Source organism: Neisseria sp. P0001.S005, from assembly GCF_051963715.1.
The window spans coordinates 1-21,911 of record NZ_JBQCTZ010000046.1 but is presented as its reverse complement, the minus strand read 5'-3'; the positions used below and the strand labels follow the sequence as shown (position 1 = coordinate 21,911).

Annotated in this window: 19 protein-coding genes and 1 pseudogene; 17 read left to right on the top strand and 3 right to left on the bottom strand. The window is 48.4% G+C overall.

The window, feature by feature from the left end:
• The first annotated feature begins 21 nt into the window (after window positions 1-21).
• The 5 genes from ACTHSP_RS08170 to ACTHSP_RS08150 all read left to right on the top strand — a co-directional run bounded on the left by ACTHSP_RS08170 (window position 22) and on the right by ACTHSP_RS08150 (window position 5,396).
• Window positions 22-795, top strand: a complete 774-nt coding sequence (locus ACTHSP_RS08170; RefSeq protein WP_440345931.1) for an SDR family NAD(P)-dependent oxidoreductase — start codon at window positions 22-24, stop codon at window positions 793-795.
• A gap of 50 nt (window positions 796-845) precedes the next feature.
• Complete coding sequence (locus ACTHSP_RS08165) at window positions 846-1,418, top strand: hypothetical protein (RefSeq protein WP_049351271.1); 573 nt, start codon at window positions 846-848, stop codon at window positions 1,416-1,418.
• Between the two features lie 27 nt (window positions 1,419-1,445).
• A complete protein-coding gene (locus tag ACTHSP_RS08160; protein ID WP_049351272.1) occupies window positions 1,446-2,336 on the top strand; it encodes an NAD(+) kinase in 891 nt (296 codons plus the stop codon).
• A 24-nt stretch (window positions 2,337-2,360) separates the two neighbouring features.
• Entirely contained in the window at window positions 2,361-2,666 is a 306-nt protein-coding gene (locus tag ACTHSP_RS08155; RefSeq protein ID WP_049351273.1) for a hypothetical protein, read from the top strand.
• A gap of 285 nt (window positions 2,667-2,951) precedes the next feature.
• Window positions 2,952-5,396 (top strand): TonB-dependent receptor, encoded by a 2,445-nt coding sequence (locus tag ACTHSP_RS08150; RefSeq protein ID WP_065425733.1) that lies wholly within the window; start codon window positions 2,952-2,954, stop codon window positions 5,394-5,396.
• A 172-nt stretch (window positions 5,397-5,568) separates the two neighbouring features.
• On the opposite strand, the gene ACTHSP_RS08145 is transcribed toward ACTHSP_RS08150, so the two are convergent.
• The 3 genes from ACTHSP_RS08145 to ACTHSP_RS08135 form a co-directional block, all read right to left on the bottom strand.
• Window positions 5,569-6,870 carry a hemolysin family protein gene (locus ACTHSP_RS08145; RefSeq protein ID WP_049351275.1) on the bottom strand — a complete coding sequence of 434 codons (1,302 nt, stop codon included), beginning with the start codon at window positions 6,868-6,870 and terminating at the stop codon, window positions 5,569-5,571.
• Between the two features lie 101 nt (window positions 6,871-6,971).
• Complete coding sequence (locus ACTHSP_RS08140; RefSeq protein WP_049351276.1) at window positions 6,972-8,279, bottom strand: replication-associated recombination protein A; 1,308 nt, start codon at window positions 8,277-8,279, stop codon at window positions 6,972-6,974.
• 64 nt (window positions 8,280-8,343) lie between these two features.
• Window positions 8,344-9,447: a hypothetical protein gene (locus ACTHSP_RS08135; RefSeq protein ID WP_049351277.1), complete on the bottom strand. Its 1,104-nt coding sequence runs from the start codon at window positions 9,445-9,447 to the stop codon at window positions 8,344-8,346.
• 155 nt (window positions 9,448-9,602) lie between these two features.
• On the opposite strand from ACTHSP_RS08135, the gene ACTHSP_RS08130 reads away from it, so the two are divergent.
• From ACTHSP_RS08130 to ACTHSP_RS08075, 12 genes and pseudogenes are all read left to right on the top strand, one after another.
• A complete protein-coding gene (locus ACTHSP_RS08130) occupies window positions 9,603-9,980 on the top strand; it encodes a hypothetical protein (protein ID WP_080974641.1) in 378 nt (125 codons plus the stop codon).
• A gap of 143 nt (window positions 9,981-10,123) precedes the next feature.
• Window positions 10,124-11,533, top strand: a complete 1,410-nt coding sequence (thrC, locus tag ACTHSP_RS08125) for a threonine synthase (protein ID WP_049351278.1) — start codon at window positions 10,124-10,126, stop codon at window positions 11,531-11,533.
• A gap of 228 nt (window positions 11,534-11,761) precedes the next feature.
• Entirely contained in the window at window positions 11,762-13,528 is a 1,767-nt protein-coding gene (gene msbA, locus ACTHSP_RS08120; protein ID WP_049351279.1) for a lipid A export permease/ATP-binding protein MsbA, read from the top strand.
• An 85-nt stretch (window positions 13,529-13,613) separates the two neighbouring features.
• Window positions 13,614-14,390 carry a ferredoxin--NADP reductase gene (locus tag ACTHSP_RS08115; protein ID WP_049328975.1) on the top strand — a complete coding sequence of 259 codons (777 nt, stop codon included), beginning with the start codon at window positions 13,614-13,616 and terminating at the stop codon, window positions 14,388-14,390.
• A gap of 71 nt (window positions 14,391-14,461) precedes the next feature.
• Window positions 14,462-15,204, top strand: a pseudogene (locus ACTHSP_RS08110) (uroporphyrinogen-III synthase).
• A gap of 109 nt (window positions 15,205-15,313) precedes the next feature.
• Window positions 15,314-16,585, top strand: coding sequence for a uroporphyrinogen-III C-methyltransferase (locus ACTHSP_RS08105; RefSeq protein ID WP_308888376.1), 1,272 nt, complete (start codon window positions 15,314-15,316; stop codon window positions 16,583-16,585).
• Window positions 16,582-17,805, top strand: coding sequence for a heme biosynthesis HemY N-terminal domain-containing protein (locus ACTHSP_RS08100; RefSeq protein WP_049351281.1), 1,224 nt, complete (start codon window positions 16,582-16,584; stop codon window positions 17,803-17,805). Before ACTHSP_RS08105 ends, ACTHSP_RS08100 begins: the two co-directional genes overlap by 4 nt.
• A gap of 135 nt (window positions 17,806-17,940) precedes the next feature.
• Window positions 17,941-19,002 carry a uroporphyrinogen decarboxylase gene (gene hemE / locus ACTHSP_RS08095; protein ID WP_049328978.1) on the top strand — a complete coding sequence of 354 codons (1,062 nt, stop codon included), beginning with the start codon at window positions 17,941-17,943 and terminating at the stop codon, window positions 19,000-19,002.
• A 145-nt stretch (window positions 19,003-19,147) separates the two neighbouring features.
• Window positions 19,148-20,641, top strand: a complete 1,494-nt coding sequence (cls, locus tag ACTHSP_RS08090; protein WP_049351282.1) for a cardiolipin synthase — start codon at window positions 19,148-19,150, stop codon at window positions 20,639-20,641.
• A 262-nt stretch (window positions 20,642-20,903) separates the two neighbouring features.
• Window positions 20,904-21,098, top strand: a complete 195-nt coding sequence (locus ACTHSP_RS08085; protein WP_036491196.1) for a YgaP family membrane protein — start codon at window positions 20,904-20,906, stop codon at window positions 21,096-21,098.
• 12 nt (window positions 21,099-21,110) lie between these two features.
• On the top strand, window positions 21,111-21,632 hold the full coding sequence (locus tag ACTHSP_RS08080; RefSeq protein ID WP_049351283.1) for a rhodanese-like domain-containing protein: 522 nt from the start codon (window positions 21,111-21,113) through the stop codon (window positions 21,630-21,632).
• A 79-nt stretch (window positions 21,633-21,711) separates the two neighbouring features.
• Window positions 21,712-21,911, top strand: a 200-nt coding sequence (locus ACTHSP_RS08075; RefSeq protein WP_440345930.1) for an ArsR/SmtB family transcription factor, incomplete at its 3' end; no start/stop codon positions are given.

Sequence of the window (21,911 nt, the reverse complement as noted above, 5' to 3'; positions counted from 1 at the left end):
TAATTTTCGGATGCTTTATTTATGCACCTTCCCGATATTTCCATTCTCGGCTTAGGCTATCTCGGCCTGCCGCTGGCTCAAAAATGTTATGAGCAAGGCAGTCAGGTAGCCGCCGTCAAACGTAATCTGACTTCCGACGACATCAATCTGCCGATTGAACTCAACATCATCGATTTGAATCAAGACGATATTTTTCACAGTTCGGCATTGTGGCAAAACCATATCAACAAGCCGACATGGTTTTGTCTACTTCCGCCTTCGTCATTAAACCATTACGCCGATACCCTGAAAAAATGGATTCAACTTGCCGAGCAGTCCAAGGTACAACACATCATCTTCACCAGCAGCACCAGCGTGTATGGCGACCAAGCACGCATATGCGATGAAACCACGCCGCCCGATCCGCAAACCGAATCCGCCCGTCAAATCCTCGCAGTCGAGCAAACCTTGCTTGAAAGTGCCGTACCCCATATCGACATACTGCGACTGGGCGGACTTTATTCCGCCGACCGTCATCCTGTTACCAAGCTGGTTCAAAAAACACGCATTCAAGGCGGCAATCAACCCGTCAATATTCTTCATAAAGACCTTGCCGTCCAAGTTCTCTTTCAGACGGCCTGCCAAGCTGACGGCAAGCGTATCCGCAATATTGTCGAACCCCGCCACCCAAGCCGGGCCGAATTTTATACTGCCGAAGCGGCCAAACTCGGACTGCCGGCTCCTGATTTCATCGTTGATGACAAAAGCAACGACAAAATTGTAAATACCGTTTGCGCAGACGGTCTAAGCCTGTAAAATTGCGACTCAATCCATTCATCCGTTTTAGACGGCATTCAGAGTAAACCATGTCCGCCCTATTTCCCCTTATCAACCACCTGATACAGCAAAATCCAGAGCAACAGCGCGAGCTGTCTGAATTTGCAGGCAGCATCATCTGCATCAGCCTGACCGGTTTCAGACTGACCGGACGCATCAGCGAACAAGGTTTTCTTGAAACCGCAAACGAAACCGCCAACACCAACATCACATTCCACAACAGTGCCATCCAAAAAATCCTCCAAGGCGGTCAGCCCGGAGTGGGCGACATCAGCCTGGAAGGCGACTTGGTATTGGGCATGTCCGTCCTTCCTATTTTGGGTGGACTGCGCTATTATCCAAGCGACGATTTGGCGCGGGTATTCGGTCATGTGGCCGCAGAAAGCATCAGCTCGCGCGCCGGCGATATCGGCCGCACCATGAAAAAAATCGGCAAAAGCATTGCCGAGCAAATCAGCGACTTTTCACGCGAACCCGAATCCCCTGTTATCGACCAAGCCACGCTTGCCGAATGGTTGGAAGAAGTGGACAAACTGCGTGACGATGTTTCCCGCCTAAACGAACGCCTCGACCGGCTCGAGCGCGATATCTGGATAGATTAGACACTTAATTTCAGACGGCCTACTATCATGAAAAGCCCATTTAAAAACATCGGTATCGTTACACGTCCCAATACGCCCGAGATTCAAGATACCGTCCACACATTGGTTTCTTTTCTGCGCGAAAACGGCTTCACCATCTATCTGGATGAATTGAGCGTAGAAGAACACTGCGTCTATATCCAAGATTCCGCCTACTGCGAAATCGTAAACAAAGCCCAGCTGGGCAAATATTGCGACCTCGTCATTGTGCTCGGCGGCGACGGTACCTTTCTCTCCGCCGCCCGCGAAGTCGCCCCGCGCGCCGTCCCCATCATCGGCATCAATCAAGGCCACTTGGGCTTCCTCACCCAAATCTCACGCGATACCATGGTTGAGGGCATCCGCCCCGTACTGGAAGGCAAATATCTGCCCGAAGAGCGCATCCTCATCGAAGCCAGCATCATTCGTGACGGCGAAACCATCGAACGCGCCCTCGCCCTCAACGACACCGTACTGTCTCGTGGCGGCGCAGGCCAAATGATTGAATTTGAAGTATTTATCAATCAAGAATTTGTCTATACCCAACGTTCGGACGGCCTGATTATTTCCACGCCGACAGGTTCGACCGCCTACGCGCTTGCCGCCGGCGGCCCCATCATGCAGGCCGGTTTGCACGCCTTCACGCTTGTCCCTATCTGTCCGCAATCCATGACCAACCGTCCGATTGCCATCCCCGACACCAGCGTGATTGAGATTCTCATCACCAAAAGCGGTGACGCACGCGCACACTTTGACGGACAATCCCATATCGACGTACAAAACTTCGACCGCATCATCATCCGCCGCTATCACAACCCCTTGCGCGTCCTCCATCCTACCGATTACCAATACTTCAAAACCCTGCGTCAAAAGCTGCATTGGGGCGAACAATTGATTTAAACAACTTCCATAAACAGGCTTACCATGAAAAACATTTCAAAAACCTTAATCATCGCGTTGTGTACTCTTTCCTCCCTATCCGTCTCCGCACACGGCATGCACAAAAGCAAACCTTTATCCTTTGAAGAATTGCCGAAAATCTGCCAGCAATACTTTACCCGAGCGGATGCGTGTTACCAAAAAGCAGGCGATAAAGCATCGTTCCAACGCGACAACACAAAATACCTGCGCCAAATCTTGCCCGCCGCCGACGTAGGCCAACGTGAACGCATGTGCCAAATTGCCATGGATACATTCGCTGAAAAAACAAAAAACTTGAGTTGCGAATAAAGACCCCTGTCTTAGCTCTAGCAATTTCTGATTCCATAAAAAGGCCGTCTGAAACATTGGATTGTTTCAGACGGCCTTTTTAATATTTTATAACTAATTATTAATAGCTAGTCTATACTAAATTTTACCAATATTTATAATTATTGATAATAATCAAAAATAATTAAAATAGACATGTTTATTCATGATAATCACCGTAGAAAAGATATATCATGACGCCTTTCGTAATGTGATATCAATAAAGGATAAGCGGTGAAAAAACAATTTTTATGTAACAAAAATAAAATGTTATGCGCCATTTTGGCTGTTTTCTCAGGCCAGTCATTTGCAGAAGAAATTCCTCAAGTAGATATACCTGAAGTCAAAGTTGTCGGTAATGCGCCTTCAAGTAACTGGCGTTTGCAGCCTGGCGCAAAAGACTATCTAAGAGATGGAGAAGTTTTAACTACAAACGATTTAAAAACAAAACGCGCTGTATCGCTCGGACAGACTGTGGAACAAGTCTCCGGCGTTCAAAACAATGCTTACGGCCCCAATACCGGCGTACCGCAAATCCGCAGCTTGAGCGGCTCGCGCGTATATGTCAGTGAAAATGGTTTGGGTATTTCGGATGCCGCTTCTGTCAGCCCCGATTTGCCGCTGATGGTCAATCCGTTCATAGCGGAAAAGATTACCGTTTTAAAATCATCGGCAGCAGTCTTGTATGGCGGCAACGCGATTGGCGGCGCAGTTGACGTCGATACCGGCGTGATTGCCACAGCACTGCCTGAAAAAGATTTAAACGGCAAAGTCGAAGTTAGCGGCGGCTACAATACGCCGCGTGTCGCAGCGTTCAAATTAAACGGCAAAGTCGGCAATGTGGCTTGGCATTTGTCGGGGGCAGACACTCATGCCAATGATTACCGTATCCCCGGCGATTCCAAACCGGCCGCCTGTTACGATCATGCCAATATTTCTAGTTCTCGCCTGATGTGGGCATGTCAGGTTACGCCCGACATTACCGAAACCTTAAACAAAGGCTATTACCGTTATGTCGCGAAAGACATTCCGGCTTTCATTGAACAATGGAAACGCTATAACGACGGCTCGGAACCTGATGAATCTGAATTGTACAAATTAAACAAACCATCCTGGGGCAATTGGGTAGAAAATCCGCTTTATGACGGCAGTCCAAACTTTAGAAATAAAGTCATCAATGCCATGAAAGACGATATGCCTGTTGAAAAAGGCCGTCTGAAAAACAGCCATTTGAGCAATCAAAACTTTGCTTTTGGCCTGAGCCATATCGGTGAACGCAGCTATGCCGGCGTATCCGTCAGCCGCTTCTTGAGCAAATCCGGTATTGCAGGCTTTGGCTATTACAATTTTTCCGAATCAGGCCACCACCACAGCGGTACCCACAAAGCACCGGTACGCGAATACGCTTCCGTACGCGCCCAACAAACCCGTTGGCAGGCAGAAGCCATGTACCGGCCATTGACGCCATGGATTGAAAACATCAAATTTCAAGCCGCCTATACGCAAAATCCAACATCCGAATACTTGGGCGACACCAAAATGCAAACTTTGGACAGCAAAACTTTCCAAAGCCGTTTGGAGTTCAACCACAAAGCAGATTCTTGGTTGAAAGGTACATTGGGCGCAGATTGGAAACAGCGCAGCACCGAATCTTCAGGCATCAACGGCAAACGCACCGGAAACTATGCCTACCTGCCCGATACAGATAGCAAAGAATACGGCATTTTCGCTTTGGAAAACTTCAAGTGGAAAAACTGGAATGCATCTTTGGGTTGGCGACATGGCGAAGTCCGCCACTCGGTCGACATCGGTGATTACAAACCTGGACGCAATAGCTCGACCGTTAAAGGATTGGAAGAGAGAGGCCGTCTGAAATACAGTTTAAACCACTATCATGCAGGCTTAGGCGTAGATTTGTTTGACTTCTTAAAACTGGGTGCACGATACAGCCGTTCACAACGCGCTCCTGAAGTCAACGAGTTGTATGCAGGTGGCGATCACTATGCCCTGATGGCTTCAGAATCACACTGGGGAGTAGACGTACTGCGTCCGGAAACAGCAGGCATTTGGGAGGTAAACGGAGAAATCGGTTGGAAAGACGGCCGCTTCCGTGCAAGCTGGTATAAAACCCAATTTAAAGACTACACCTTCCTCGTAGATGCCGCACATGACGGCGGCCAACGCCTGCCAACCAAATACTGGCGCTCCGGCGATACCCAGCTTCACGGCGTGGAATTGGAGGTAAACCAATGGTTTGACCTGAATAAATACGGCACATTGGAAGCCCGCCTGTTTGGCGATTTCGTACACAACCGCGCCGATTTGGACGACGAGCGCAACAGCACATTAGGCAATGGCAACCGTGTCCGCAACAACGGCTATTACATGCCCAATATGCCCGTATCCCGCTACGGCGCAGGCCTGACATGGAATAAAGGCAACTGGCAATTGGGCACCAGCCTGACACGCTACCGCCCTGCCAAACATACAGGCCACATGGCTGCCAACTACAAAGAGCCTGTTTTGGGCGGCTATACCATATGGGATATGTACATGAGCCATACCACCAAACATGGAAAATCGACAGCCGAATGGTTCCTCGATGCACGCAACCTTGCCAATCGTACTGCAAGACCGCAAAACTCCATGCTCAAATATATCGCACCATTGCCGGGCCGCTCCGTCCGCGCCGGTGTAAGGCTGACGTTCTAAGTTGAAAATAAAACAAACCGGATTTCCAGTTGATGGAAATCCGGTTTTCTTTTTTGATTATTTGATTTTCAGACGGCCTTTTATACAACTTAAGAAAAGACATAAATCATAAGCAACTTATTTCAAGATGGCCCGTTTTCATCTGATACTACAAATATTCCTTTAAAGCCTATTACATTTTCCCCACCATATTTCCTTGTTTGGAAACCAAAAGCTGGTCGATTTTCAAATTTTCAGTATCAATGATTTCAAACTTATAACCGGCATAAACCAGAAAATCCGTACGTTTCGGAATTTTGCGCAGGGAATACATCATAAAGCCGGCGATGGTTTCATAATTTTCCGAATTGGGAAACTCTTCAATATCCAGCGCGCGCATGACATCGGTAAGCGGCGTGGCACCATCCACCAGCCAAGTGTCTTCGGTGCGGCGGATGATCTGCGGCTCTTCTTCGGTATTGACCAGCTCGCCCATAACGATGCTCATCACGTCTTTCAACGTGACCACGCCGACCACCAGCGCGTATTCGTTCACCACCACGGCAAAGTCTTCGCCGGAAGTTTTGAAGGTTTCCAAGACATCGTAAAGCGACAGCGTGTCGGGGATGAACAAGGCTTTACGTAACACGCGTTTGTCGGTCAGGCGGACGTCTTTTTCTTTTAAAAACAAGGTCAACAGCGTATGCGATTCGATATAGCCGATGACACGTTCCAAGTCGCCGTCGCATACGAGAAATTTATTGTGCGGTTTTTCCGACATCATTTCCAATACGGTATCGCTGTCGTCGTGTTTGTCAAAATAGGCGATATATTCGCGCGTACTCATGGTAGAAGTAACCGTACGCTCCTGCATATCGAAAATATTTTCAATCAGATAGTGTTCTTGTTCTTTCAATACACCAGCCTGCGCACCGGCATCAACGACGGCATAAATATCTTCCGAGGTCAGCTGCTCCTGACGGACGGTTGAGATTTTGAAGAGTTTGAATATTGCGTTTGCCAATCCGTCAAAAACCCAGACAAGGGGCTTTAAGATAAAAATCAAAAACATCATTGGACGGACAATGCGTACCGCCACCGCTTCGGGATGGGTCATTGCCATGCGCTTGGGCATCAGGTCGGCAATTAAAATAAAGCTGCCTGTAACCAGCGAGAAAGTCAGCAAAGAGGCAACTGTGCTACCCCAACTGCCTACATTCTCCAACAGCTTGCCAAAATACGGACGTATTGCCGCTTCGCCGACGATACCGGCGAGAATGGCGACGGCGTTCAAACCGATTTGGACGACGGTGATGAAGCTGCCCGGCTGCTGCTGCATATTGAGTACATCCAGCGCGCGCGTGTCGCCGCCGTCTTTTGCCATGACCTGCAATTTGATTTTACGTGCCGAGGCAAGCGCGAGTTCGGAACAGGACACAAACGCACTAATAACAATCAGCAGGCACAATAATAGTAAGGCTTCAAAAATATTCATGAAAATTTGTGTGTATGGTATAGGTTAAAAATATTCAAACAGCAAAGGCCGTCTGAAAAACTCAATTTGATCTTAGATTTGTATTATGTTCATTTACTGTTTTAATCATCCAGCGCATCTTCATCCAAGGATTTCAGCCATTTCAGCTTTTCGCCAATTTTGATTTCCAATCCACGCGGGACGGGTTGGTAGAAATCGGGTTCGTCCAAGCCATCGGGCATATAGCTCTCACCGGCAGCGTAGGCATTCGGCTCGTCGTGGGCATAGCGGTATTCACGTCCGTAACCCAACTCTTTCATCAACTTGGTCGGCGCATTGCGTAGGTGGACAGGCACTTCGTCGCTGGCATTTTCTTTGACGAAGCGGCGCATTTGGTTGTATGCCTTATAGCCCGCGTTGGATTTCGCGGCGGCGGCAAGGTACAACACGGCTTGAGCCAAAGCGAGTTCCCCTTCTGGCGAGCCTAAGCGCTCATAAGTAGCGGCGGCATCATTGGCAATCGTTAAGGCACGCGGATCGGCCAAGCCGATGTCTTCCCATGCCATACGGACAATGCGGCGGGCGAGATAGCGAGGATCGGTACCACCGTCGAGCATACGGCAGAACCAATACAATGCCGCATTAGGATGCGAACCGCGCACAGATTTGTGCAACGCGGAGATTTGGTTGTAGAAACTCTCACCACCCTTATCAAAACGGCGGATTTGCGCACCCAAACTGTCTGCCAGAAATTCGGCGGTTAGGGTTTTCAGACGGCGTGTATCGGCAGCGCGTAAAAGTTGCTCGATCAAGTTCAACAATCTGCGCGCATCGCCATCGGCGGTATTCACGAGCAATTCTTGCGCATCCACATCAATCGTAAAATCTTGGTATTCGGGCAAAGCCAATACTTTGGCAATCAACTTTTTCAGGTCGTCTGAAGACAAGGATTGCAAAACATACACCTGCGCTCTGCTGAGCAATGCCGGATTGACTTCAAATGACGGGTTTTCCGTGGTGGCGCCGATAAAGGTTAATAGGCCACTTTCGACATAAGGCAAAAATGCGTCCTGTTGCGCTTTGTTGAAGCGGTGTACCTCGTCAACAAATAAAATCGTCGCGCGCCCTTGTTGCAAGGCAATTTCAGCTTTCTCGATTGCCTCGCGTATGTCTTTCACGCCGGAAAATACGGCAGAAACCGGCAGAAATTGGGCATTAAAGCTTTGCGCCAAAATCCGCGCCAGCGTGGTTTTGCCTACCCCCGGCGGCCCCCACAGCAACATAGAATGCGGCTTTCCTCCCTCGACCGCTACGCGCAAAGGTTTGCCTTCGCCGATTAAGTGCTGCTGCCCAATGACATCGTCTAAAGAATGCGGACGCAGGCGTTCGGCAAGCGGCGCATCGGGTTGGCGGGTGAAAAGGTCGGACATGGCGGTTTCCGTGAAAGAGAGGTTTCAGACGACGTGGATTATAGCAGGTCGTCTGAAAGGGGGATTAACGCTCTTTGGGCGTAATATCAATATAATTTTCATTCAAAATTTGTAGTGATTTCCCGCTGATGACGATACATTCCTCAGCTAATTTCGCAGCTTCCTCTTTTCCTTTGTTGTTTTCAGCAGTCGGTGGGCAGAAGACCTTAGTGTCACCTAAGTTCCAAGCCATGTAGCCGTATAGGGCGTTGTTGCGTTGTTCGGGGATTGAAGAACAGGTAATGCCTTTTTCTACTTTTTCTTTTTCTGAAAGGGAAGAACATTTGAAATTTTGTTTTAACTTGAGCAAATCACCTCTTCTAATGCCATTGTTTGGTTGGAAATTATTATGTAATAAATACCAGGATGAGTTTGCGGGAGTTTCAATGAAGCGGACAGTATTTAATAAATATAAAATTGATTTTTCCCTAGAATACTGCGATGGCATGGCTGAAATAGTCATTAAAACTAGAAAAGAAGAAAAAATAGGCTCTGATAAGGTAATTTTTTTGTTATTCTTTTTATATAATTTTGCAAATGAAAAGTTAATATATAAAAGAAATATTATCAGTGAGATTAAGATTAACACATAAAGTAGTGGGAACTTAAAAAAATCATAAATTTTTTCTATAATAAAATAAAATATGACTATTATTGATAATATTAGTAGTGATGTATTTATAATATTTAAGATAGAAATAGGATCTTTAATTGTTTCAAGTTGTTTTCTGCCCTTTTTATCTGTTTTTTTATCAAAAGGGCTAATAAAGTATAATGTAGCAAATGGGAGGGTGAATAACAGATAAATTATACCTAAAGATACTGCTGAGGCTACTAAGCTTGATGGATTGTTTATAGTGTCAGGAAAAATACTTAGATAGTTAATATTCCCTAGATATGTATAGGCCAAAAAACCTCCTGTTACAATACCTATGGTAACTGAAATACCTGTTAGTTTATTAATTACATCTATATAATCAGTTTGCTTTGTTTTTAAATCAACTTGTGTTTGTTGCTTTATCTCGGGTGATGTAGGTTCTTTAATTCGATTGTTCGAAATACTATGTATTTTCTCTTTTTTGTTATCATTCGTTTTTAGCTGAATATGTAATTTTCGCTTTTTCATCATTATTAAATCCCTTCGTTTTAAAAGATTCTCAAAGCTCACCCAAAATTATAACCCAACAATCCCCAATCCCCCATCTCACACCGCTTACGGTATAATACGCGTTTGTTTAAAGACTTTGCGGGGCGTTTCAGACGACCTTGCAGCAAGGGATGGCTATGAATATGAAAAAGATGGTTGCCGTTGCTTCTGTGGCGGCGTTGTTGGGCGGTTGCGCTTCTGATTCTGACTCGGCGTTCGGCGGTTTGGGCGGCGGTACGGGTATCGGCGGCAGCGTGGTGAAAATGGCGGTCGATCATCAGTGCCGTTCGGAGTTGAACAAGCGCAACGAGTGGCGTTTGATCGCGCTGACGATGAGCGCGGACAAGCAGCGCGAGTGGGAAGATAAAATCTGCGGCTGCGCGAGCGAGGAGGCGCCGAATCAGGTGTCCGCGCAAGAGTTGATGGATGTTTTGAATCCTTCTTCGCGCGATCGGGCGATTGCGTCGGTAACGGTGAAAACTGTCAATGCTTGTTTCAAGCGTTTGTATAGATAATGTTTTTCAGACGACCTCTGTGTATCAGGGTTGTCTGAAAGTTTATAGTGGATTAAGGTCGGGATAGAGCGGTTTGCGGGATTGTCCGCAGGCGGGTTTCCTGTTTTGACCGGCAATATTTTTGTTTTTATAGAGAAGAAACCATGAAATACATCAGTACCCGCGGTGCAACCGCACGCAAGCAATTCAGCGAAGTTTTATTGATGGGTTTAGCTCCTGACGGCGGTTTGATGCTGCCTGAGCAATACCCTCAAATCGACTGTGCTACTTTAGACCAATGGCGCACACTCAGCTATCCTGAGCTGGCGTTTGAAGTCATGAGCCTGTTTGCCACCGACATCCCTGCTGATGATTTACGCGACATCATCAACCGCACCTACACCGAAGAAGTATTCGGTACCCAAGCCATTACTCCGGTGCGCACACTTTCAGACGGCATTAAAATCCAAGCACTGTCCAACGGCCCGACTTTGGCATTCAAAGACATGGCCATGCAATTCTTGGGCAATGCGTTTGAATATGTATTAAACAAAGAAGGCAAAGAACTCAATATCTTGGGCGCCACCAGCGGCGACACCGGCTCTGCCGCCGAATATGCCCTGCGCGGTAAAAAAGGCGTTAATGTCTTCATGCTGTCTCCGGAAGGCAAAATGAGCGCATTCCAACGTGCGCAAATGTTCAGCCTGCAAGATGCTAATATCCACAACATCGCCGTTGAAGGCATGTTTGACGACTGCCAAGACATCGTCAAAGCCGTACAAAACGATGCCGAATTCAAAGCCAAATACCACATCGGTACAGTCAACTCCATCAACTGGGGACGCATCATCGCCCAAGTCGTGTACTACTTTGCCGGTTATTTCAATGCCACTTCGAGCAATGATGAAAAAGTCAGCTTCTGCGTGCCAAGCGGCAACTTCGGCAATGTCTGCGCCGGCCATATCGCCCGCCAAATGGGTCTGCCTATCCACCGCTTGATTGTTGCCACCAATGAAAACGACGTATTGGACGAATTTTTCAAAACCGGCGCATACCGCCCGCGCAACAGCGAACACACCCACGTCACTTCCAGCCCGTCTATGGATATTTCCAAAGCCTCCAACTTCGAGCGTTTTGTGTTTGACCTGATAGACCGCGATGCAGACGAAATCAAAACATTATGGGCTGAAGTAGGCTCCGGCAAAGGTTTCAATTTGGAATTTATGTTAAACAAAGTACATCAACAATATGGCTTTGTTTCCGGCAAATCGACCCATGCCAACCGCCTTGCCACCATCAAACAGGTTTACGAACAAGACCGTGAGTTGATTGATCCGCATACAGCCGATGGCGTCAAAGTAGCGCGTGAAGTACGCGAAGCCGGCGAAACCATCGTCTGTCTCGAAACCGCGTTGGCTGCCAAATTTGAAGCCACCATCCATGAAGCTGTCGGCGAAGTTGCCATCCCCCGCCCGGCCGCATTGGAAGGCTTGGAAAACTTGCCGCAACGTGTCCGTGTTGTCCCTAATAACGCAACGACAGTAAAAGACATCATTAAGGAAGCTTTGGCTTAACCAGCTGTCTTTGACGACTGAAGAGGCCGTCTGAAACTTTTTCAGACGGCCGCAACTGGTGCTTGAGAAGTGGATAACATTATTGCCAATCCTACCGCATCACAGTCGTTCTCATTATAAAATCAAGGCGTTAAAACAATACCAACTCCTTTCAACTTTCAATTGCAAACATTGTAATGACAGATATTTTCGTTTAGAATTGCATGTTTGCTCTAAATCTGGATTGATATGCAGACAACACAAGCCACATCCAACTGGGAGCTGTACAAGCGTTTGCTTGGATATTTAAAAAGCTATTGGAAGATGTTTATCGTCTCCGTAGTAGCCATGCTGATTGTCGCCGGTACGATGCCGGCTTTCGGTTACTTACTCAAACCTTTGATTAATGAAGGTTTTGTCGATAAAAACATGAAAAGCATGTCATGGTTGCCGCTGGCAATTGTGGCGCTGTTTTTCGTTCGCGGCCTGTTCAACTTCATTAACGAATATTGCACGACTTATCTGTCCAGCCACTTGGTGCAGCGTTTGCGCGGTGAAATGTTCAATAAAATGATGCACCTGCCGACTTCGTATTTCAGCAGCAATACCGGCGGCCGTCTGATGTCGCGCATTTTAAACGACGTCAACCAAATTACCGATGCAGGATTTAACGTCATTACCGTGATCGCCAAAGACGGCGTGAGCGTGGTCGGTCTGTTGGGCTTGTTGACTTATCTAAACTGGCGTTTGACCCTGATTACTTTTATTATTTTGCCGGTCGTCGCCGTATGTATCCAAACGGTCAGCAAACGCTTGCGCAAATTGTCTGCCAACAATCAAATTTACATCGGTCAGCTGATGCAGGTTTTGGGAGAAAGCATCAATGGTGAACGTGTTGTGAAAATCTATGGCGGTCAAGATTATGAAAATCGCCGCTTCAACCGTATTGCCGACGATGTGCGCCGCAACCTGCTCAAACAGGTTTCCGCCAGCTCTGCCGGTACCGGCATTACGCAATTAATGGCTTCGGTTGCACTGGCTGCGATTATTTACGCAGCGGCACGCCAAGCAGGGCTTTCAGGATTTAGTGCAGGCGATTTTATGTCGTTTTTGTCCAGCATGATCATGATGTTTGACCCCATCAAACGTATGACCGGCGTGATGCAATCCCTGCAACGCGGTTTGGCGGCGGCAGAAAGTGTCTTTACCTTTTTGGATCAACCCGAAGAGAGCAACGAAGGCAAACAAATCCTCAGCCCAAACCCTGGAGATATTGAATTTTGCGATGTTGTACACCGCTATCCTGAAGCCGAACGCAACAGCTTGAACCACATCAACCTGCTTGTACCGCAAGGCAAAGTGACTGCATTGGTCGGTGCATCAGGCTGCGGTAAAACCACTCTGGCCAATATGTTGCCGCGCTTCCTAAATCCGGATGAAGGCAAGGTTTTGATTGGCGGTATCAACATCAAGGAATATACACTCGAAAGCCTGCGCAGCCGCATGGCATTTGTCGGCCAAAACGTTATCCTGTTTAATGGTACGATTGCTGAAAACATTGCCTATGCTCAAGCTGACAAATTCAGTGAAGAAGAAATTATCAATGCTGCAAAAGCCGCGAATGCTTGGGAATTTATCCAAAAAATGCCGCAAGGTTTGCACACTGAAGTTGGCGAAAACGGTTTAAAACTGTCCGGCGGCCAACGTCAGCGCCTCGCCATTGCGCGTGCGCTTTTGAAAAATGCGCCGATTTTGATTTTGGACGAAGCCACCAGCGCATTAGATAATGAATCCGAACGTTTGGTACAAACCGCATTGGAAAACCTGATGCAAAACCGTACCACATTGGTGATTGCCCACCGACTTTCAACCATCGAAAAAGCCGACAATATCGTTGTGATGCACGAAGGCAATGTAGTCGAACAAGGCACTCATCATGAATTGATCAACGCAGGCGGACGCTATTCCGACCTGCACAGCCTCAGCGAAAAATCAGCCAAACCGGCAAGCAAGTAGCTGAACACCATATTCCATTCTTTTTATTAACCTCGGCCGCCCCTACCTATTCTTTTCAGACGGCCTTATCCGACAGGAAATATCAATGGCAGCATTCAACACCCAGAAAGTCTTGTCCGTACACCACTGGACCGACGCTTACTTCACTTTCACCTGTACCCGTGACGAGTCTTTGCGCTTTGAAAACGGCCAATTCGTCATGGTCGGCCTGATGGTAGACGGCAAACCGCTGATGCGCGCATACAGCGTGGCTTCTGCCAACTGGGAAGAGCATCTGGAATTTTTCAGTATCAAAGTACAAGACGGCCCATTGACCAGCCGCCTGCAACACCTTAAAGTCGGCGACGATGTCCTCATCAGTAAAAAACCGACCGGTACACTGGTTGCCGGCGACCTGAATCCGGGCAAACATCTCTACCTCTTGAGCACCGGTACCGGTATCGCCCCTTTCTTGAGTATTACCAAAGACCCTGATGTTTATGAGCAATTCGAAAAAATTATCTTGGTTCACGGCGTACGCTACAAAAAAGACTTGGCATACTACGACCGCTTCACCAAAGAATTGCCCGAACACGAATACTTGGGCGACTTGGTTAAAGAAAAACTGATTTACTACCCGATCGTTTCACGCGAAGAATATGTACATCAAGGCCGTCTGACCGATTTAATGCGCAGCGGCAAACTCTTTGAAGACATCGGCCTGCCTAAAATCAATCCGCAAGACGACCGCGCTATGCTGTGCGGCAGCCCAGCCATGTTGAAAGACACCTGCAACGTTTTGGACGAATTCGGACTGACCGTTTCTCCGAAAACCGGCGTTCGCGGCGACTACCTGATTGAGCGCGCATTCGTCGATCAATAACGTACGTTAGCAACAGGCCGTCTGAAACCCTTCTTTCAGACGGCCTAAACCTTAATAATTTATCCCACATTATGCCTACTCTACTCATCATCCGTCCGTCCAACCGTCCACAGCAAGATATCCAAACCTGCCATACAGCCGGTTGGCAGGCTCAGGTATTGAGTCCGATTGAAATAGAGGTGGATCGTTCGGCGCAAAAAAAACTCCCCGAACAATTCAAGCAAGCCGACGTCGTGTTTTGGGTCAGCCCGACCGCTATTGAAACCGCAGCGTCGCATCTGAACTTTTCAGACGGCCACAAAGCACACATTACCGTCGGCCAAACCAGCCAACATACTTTGGCGCAATTCTCCCCCTATCCCGTATTCTCTCCCGAAGACGGCAACGACAGCGAAGCCGTCTTGAGAATGCCTATTTGGAAAAACCTGCCACCCAACGCCCGAGTTCTAATCATTCGAGGTCATGGCGGCCGTGATTTTTTAGCAGACAAACTGACCGAACTGGGTTTCCAAATCGACATCGCCGAAATCTATTTCAGACGGCCACACGCCATCGATTGGCAGAACTTTAAAACTGAAGACATCGCTGCCGCCTACGTCACATCCGGCGAGCTCGCGCGCGAATTTTTCCATCAGATTCCGCCGCAATTTTCCCGATTCTTCGAATCCTTGCTATACTTTACCCACCATCCGCGTATTGCCGATGCACTTCGCATCGTCGGCGCCAAACATGTAGAAACCGTCACTTCTTTATCCGCTGCACTTTCATCCATGCCACAAAGGAGCCAAGCAGTGAACCCAGTCGAAGACAATAAAGATACCCAACAAGTTGCCAATACGGCAGCTCCGGGGCCTGAACGTTCTGAAAACACAAGGCCGTCTGAACAAATCAAACCTACCCAACCTCAGCGAGTGGAGGCGAGCATGCCCGAGTCCAACAATCTCCCACAAAACAACGCCCCTGTTATCATCAAACAATCTGGCGGCAAAGCCTTGGCCGCAGGTGCAACCGTCTTGGCACTGCTTAGCTTGGGCGCGAGCGGATTCCTGTTTGTACAGGGCCAAAATGTTTTAAAAAACCAAGAGCTCGAATTCAACCAAAAAATCGACAAAGCTGCATTGGGCGAGTCTGAAAACGCCAGCCTTTTAAAAGACAACCTCAACCGCCAAACCGCTATTCAAGCCGAGTTAGACCGCCTGAACAACGGTCAAAAAAACAATAGCGATCAAATCCTGCAATTGCAGAAAGCTTATCAAGAGTTACTCAAAGGCCGTATCAACTGGCTGGTCGACGAAGCCGAATCGATGTTGAACACTGCTTCGCAACAATTGATGCTGTCAGGCAACCTCCAAGGCGCAGTCAGCGTATTGGAACACATCGACAGCCGCTTAAGCCGTTTTGAACAACCTGAACTTATCCCCATCAAACAAGCCATCAGCAATGATTTGGCCGCGCTGAAAAACCGTCCTTATGTCGATATTTCCGCTACTGCCTTGCGTATCGACCGTTTGGAAACCGGTATTTCAGGCCTGCCTTTGGTTTTGGACGGCGTATTAAAACCAGGTGCCGCGCCTGTCGAAGCCGCCAATTCAGGAACTTGGTGGGAAAACACATGGGAAAAATCCCTCAATGCCCTCAAAGGCTTGGTTGAAGTCCGTCATCTGGACAGCAACGACGCCATGTTGATTTCACCCGATCAAACCTACTTTATCCGTGAAAACCTGCGCCTGCGCCTTTTGGATGCGCGCATTGCCCTGTTGCAACACAACGGCGAAGTGTATCAAAGCGATTTGAACAACGTTGAAGCAACCGTGAAGCAATACTTCGACAGTAAATCCCCTGCTACCCAGTCATGGCTGAAAGAGTTGGCCGAACTCAAAGCCCTTGATGTCCGTATGATTTCAGACGACAGCCTGAAAGCCAGCTTGAGCGCCGTTCGCGCTTTTCAAGAAGGTTCGCGTATACAAATGACGACCGAAGAAGCTGCACAAACCCAAGCTGCCGAGCAAACCGCTTCCGCTCCGGCTGCAGCTACCGAACAAGCCACAACTGCCGCACCGGCGGCCGCTTCTGCCTCTCAATCTCTGGAAGCACCTGCTTTGCCGTCTGAAAACAAAAAAGAACCGGCCGCCGAAGCTGCCAAACCACAAAACCAAACCAAGCCTGCTGCCAAAATTAAAGGAGAGCAAGCATGAAAACCGTCGTTTGGATTGTCATTCTGTTTGCAGCCGCCGTCGGTTTAGCCTTGGCTTCCGGCATTTATACCGGCAACGTGTACGTCGTGGTTGAGCAAACCATGCTGCGTATCAATCTGCATGCCTTTGTTTTAGGTCTGCTGTTGAGCGTATTGGTCTTGTATTTCCTGATTAAATTCGTGTTCGGCCTCTTGAACATTCCGGCGCGTATGCAACGCTTCGGCATTGCCCGCAAAGGCCGTCAGGCTTCTGCCTCTTTGAACAGCGCAGGTCTGGCATATTTTGAAGGCCGTTTTGAAAAAGCCGAACAAGAAGCCGCCAAAGTCTTGCAAAACAAAGAAGCAGGCGACAACCGCACCCTGGCTTTGATGTTGGGCGCGCATGCGGCCGACCAAATGGAAAACTTCGAATTGCGCGACCGCTACCTGCATGAAATCGAACACCTGCCACAAAAACAACAGCTTTCCCGTCATCTTTTGCTGGCCGAATCTGCACTGAGCCGCCGCGATTATCCGACTGCCGCACAAAACCTTGAAGCCGCAGCAAAAATCAATAGCAACTTAAGCCGCCTAGTCCGCCTGCAATTGCGTTATGCCTTTGATCATGGCGATGCTGCAGATGTCTTGGCAAAAGCAGAAAAACTGGTTAAAGCCGGCGCCATCAACGATTACGAAGCCGAACAGTATCAAAATTGGGCATATCGCCGCCTCTTAAGCGAAGCAACCGATGCAGGCAGTCTGAAAGCTTGTTTGAAACACATTCCTGAAAGCATGAAATCAGGCGAATTGTGTGTCGCGATTGCCGAAAAATACGAGCGTTTGGGTTTGTATGCCGAGGCGGTCAAATGGGTTAAAGCCCATTATCCGCAAACCCGTCAGCCTGAGCTCTTGGAAGCATTTGTCGAATCCGTACGTTTCCTAAGCGAGCGCGAGCAACAAAAAGCCATCGACTTGGCAGACTCTTGGCTGCAGGAACAACCCGACAATGCACCACTGTTGATGTATCTTGGCCAACTGGCTTACGGACGCAAACTTTGGGGCAAAGCCCAAGGCTACCTCGAAGCCAGCATCGCCCTGCAGCCCAGCGTATCCGCACATTTGGTCTTGGCCCGCGTGTTTGATGAAACCGACCAACCGCAAAAAGCTCAAGAACAACGCAATTTGGTTTTGGAAAGCGTGGCCGAAGAAGAACATCCGGCAGCCCTTCCTCAGTCAAATTGATGTGCTGATTTCGCATTAAGCGACAATATGAAATCTACAACAGAACCAACCATTTAATCATTTCAGACGGCCTCAATACATATCTAAGGCCGTCTGAACTTTGTCCAACACACCAAATCAGAAAGCCTCTCTACCATGACTGCTCTGAAAAACGACACTTTCCTCCGCGCCCTGCTCAAACAGCCTGTCGAATACACTCCTATCTGGATGATGCGCCAAGCCGGACGCTATCTGCCTGAATACAAAGCCACGCGCGCACGCGCAGGCAGCTTTCTCGATTTGTGCAAAAACACCGAGCTGGCAACCGAAGTTACCATCCAGCCTTTAGAACGTTTTGATCTAGACGCGGCAATTCTGTTTTCCGATATTCTGACCGTTCCCGATGCCATGGGTTTGGGCCTGTATTTTGCCGAAGGCGAAGGCCCGAAATTTGAACGCGCCTTGCAACACGAAGTCGACATTGCAAAACTGCAAGTTCCTGACATGGAGAAACTGCAATACGTCTTTGATGCCGTAACTTCCATCCGTAAAGCACTGGACGGCCGAGTTCCGCTGATCGGCTTCTCAGGCAGCCCGTTCACACTCGCCTGCTACATGGTTGAAGGCGGCAGCAGCAAAGAATTCCGCACCATCAAAACCATGATGTATTCGCGTCCTGATTTGCTGCATAAAATCCTCGACACCAATGCTCAAGCCGTTACCGCCTACCTCAACACCCAAATCGATGCCGGCGCACAAGCCGTACAAATTTTCGATACTTGGGGCGGCGTGTTGAGCGATGCCGCATTTAAAGAATTCAGCCTGAAGTACATCCGACAAATCGTTGCCGGACTCAAACGCGAAAGCGAAGGTCGCCGCGTGCCTGTTATCGTATTTGCCAAAGGCGGCGGCTTATGGCTGGAAAGCATGGCAGAAATCGGCGCAGATGCATTGGGCTTGGACTGGACCTGCAACATCGGCGAAGCCCGCCGTCGCGTCGGCGAACAAGTTGCCCTGCAAGGAAACTTCGACCCGTTTGCCCTCTTCGGTACACCGGAATCTATCCGCACCGAGGTCGCACGCATTCTTGCCGACTATGGCAACGGCAGCGGCCATGTATTCAACCTCGGACACGGCATCAACCAACACGCCGATCCGGAACACGCCAAAATTTTGGTCGATACCGTACACGAATTATCCCGTCAGTATCACCATTAATTAAAACAACTCAAAGGCCGTCTGAAAACAGAAACACGATTATCGTGTAAATTTGTTTTCAGACGGTTTTTCTATATACTTAATATCTGAAGCTTATCAGCTGACACCTTCAAACTTAAAAACACATCCACTCCCGCTACCGAATATGAATTTTTTTAAAGACATCACCTGGACCGAAATTTTCATCTTCGCCCACACCTGCGCCGCACTCGTCTGTATGCTGCGCGTGTTGTACAAACAAAAAAACATCGGCTCAACCTTTGCCTGGCTGATTATCCTATTCCTTTTCCCCGTATTCGGAACCATCGCCTACATCCTTATTGGAGAGCCTCGTCTAGGCACCGCCCGCGCCAAACGTACCGGCGAAATGAACCGCTTCTACCGCAACTTTGCCGCCACCCATCTAGCCGATATCTATCTCGACATTGCCGACCAAGTCAAATCACGATACCACGGCATCAGTAAAGTTGCCGAAAAAGGAACGGGGCTGGGTGCAACCAAAGGCAACGCCATGAGCCTGCTCTCTACCACAGATGCCATCATCGACAGCATGCTTGCGGACATACGCGCCGCAACCCATTCCTGCCTGCTGGCCTTTTACATTATCGAACCCAAAGGCCGCATTGAAGAAATTTTAAATGAAATTCTTGCCGCCGCAGATCGAGGCGTTGACTGCGCCATTCTGGCCGATGCCGTCGGCAGCAGGAGTTTTTTTGAAAGCGATTGGGTAGAGATACTGCGCCAAGCAGGCATTGAAGTACATACCTCATTGCCTGTCGGCATTTGGCGTACATTATTTACGCGTACCGACCTGCGCAACCACCGCAAAATCCTCGTTATCGACAGCAAAATTGGTTACACCGGCAGCTTCAACCTCGTCGACCCGCGCTATTTCAAACAAAACTCCGGCGTTGGAGAATGGGTCGATGTCATGATGCGCTGCACAGGGCCTATGGTTTTGGAACTGTCTGCCGTCTTCTTCGCCGACCTTGCCGTCGAAACCGATGAAAACCTCCAAAACGTACAAACATACCTCAACAAAGCCCAAAGCCTGCTGCCCCAAATCCTTCCTGAAAAAATGCAGCAAGGCGATATCGTTGCCCAAATCATTCCATCCGCCCCCGAGCAAGGCAGCTTCGTTATTTACGAAACCATCATCAGCGCCATCTATGCCGCCACCAAACAAATCACGATTACCACCCCCTACTTTGTCCCCGACGAGCCGCTTCTCATGGCATTAACCGTTGCCGCCAAACGCGGCGTCAAAGTGACCCTGATACTGCCTGCCAAAGTCGATTCACTGATGGTTCGCTACGCCTCACGCGCCTACTACCCTATGTTGCTGGAAGCCGGCGTCAAAATCGCCATGTTTGAAGGCGGTCTTCTACATGCCAAAACCATGACTATTGACGAAGACTACTCCCTCTTCGGTACGGTCAACATGGACATGCGCAGTTTCTTCCTCAACCTAGAAATCAGCCTCGCCATCTACGATCGTGATACCACCAAACAAATCTGCAACCTCCAACGCAGCTACCTTAAAAACAGCAGCTACATTGCCATCAAATCATGGCAACAACGCTCCAAACTCCGCGGCCTCGTGGAAAATGTCGTCCGCCTGATGAGTCCTTTACTGTAAAACATAAATATTTAGGCCGTCTGAAAAATACTTTTCAGACGGCCTTTTTTATATATAAAAATTATATCGTTCTTTTATTTTAAATCAGATGCTTAAGCGATCATTTACACCAACCAAACAAACCAATACCTATCCCTATTCCAAACTGCATGGTTACAAATAATTTGACAAAATCATTTTAGGGATATAATATTTCTCATATATGATTTTTATTATATATATTTATTTATAGATAATTCATTCTGAAACAAGGAGCAATAAAATGAAACGAAACTTGGGTACTTTGGATCGCGTAATCCGTATTGTTATCGGCGTAGCGCTGATTGCTGCGGCCGCTACCGGACACATTGGCTGGTGGGGTTGGCTGGGCATCATCCCCCTGGGTACAGCACTGATTGGCAACTGCGCGCTGTACAGCTTATTGGGCATCAACACCTGCCGCATCAACAAAAAATAAAGAAGGCAAAACATGAGTACGGTCGGACAACTCCCGCAAATCAAGCCTTCCGAAGCAATGGCAAAAATCCGTGAGGGCGCGTTGGCAGTGGACATCCGAAACCAAGTCGAATATCGGGGCGGGCATATTGTCGGTGCATTATCCCTTCCGCTTGAACAGCAGCGAGACAAACTGCCCGATGATACTGCCCAATGCCTGATTTTTTATTGCCTGAGCGGTAAACGTACAACACGGGCAGAAACAATATTGTCAGCGCTTGGCCAAGGTCGAGAATGTTATATTCTAGAAGGCGGCTTACTTGCATGGAAAGCTGCAGGGCTTCCTATTGTTGCCGACCGTGCCGCACCGGATATCATGCGGCAGGTGCAAACCATTGCGGGCAGTTTGATTCTGTTGGGCGTGCTGGCAGGTTGGCTGGTATCGCCTTGGTTTTATCTGATAGACGTGATGGTCGGCGCAGGCCTATTAACGGCTGGACTAACCGGATTCTGCGGCATGGCTCGCCTGCTAGCCAAAATGCCATGGAACCATTAAGCAAAGGCCGTCTGAAAGTTGCTGCTGAGGCCATTATGACTGATAATTCGACCTCTTCATTTGCCGAAAAGCGTGAAAAATGACCATTGCCGACAATCAACCGCCCTACGAAGAAGCCACCGCTTTTCTCAAACTACTGGCCAATCCCAACCGCCTCGCCGTATTGTGCAAACTACATGAAAGACCGCACAATGTAACCGAGTTGGCTGAATCATCCGGACTGCCGCAAGCGGCAATGTCCAGCCAATTAGCGCTACTGCGTGAAGCCGGTTTGGTATC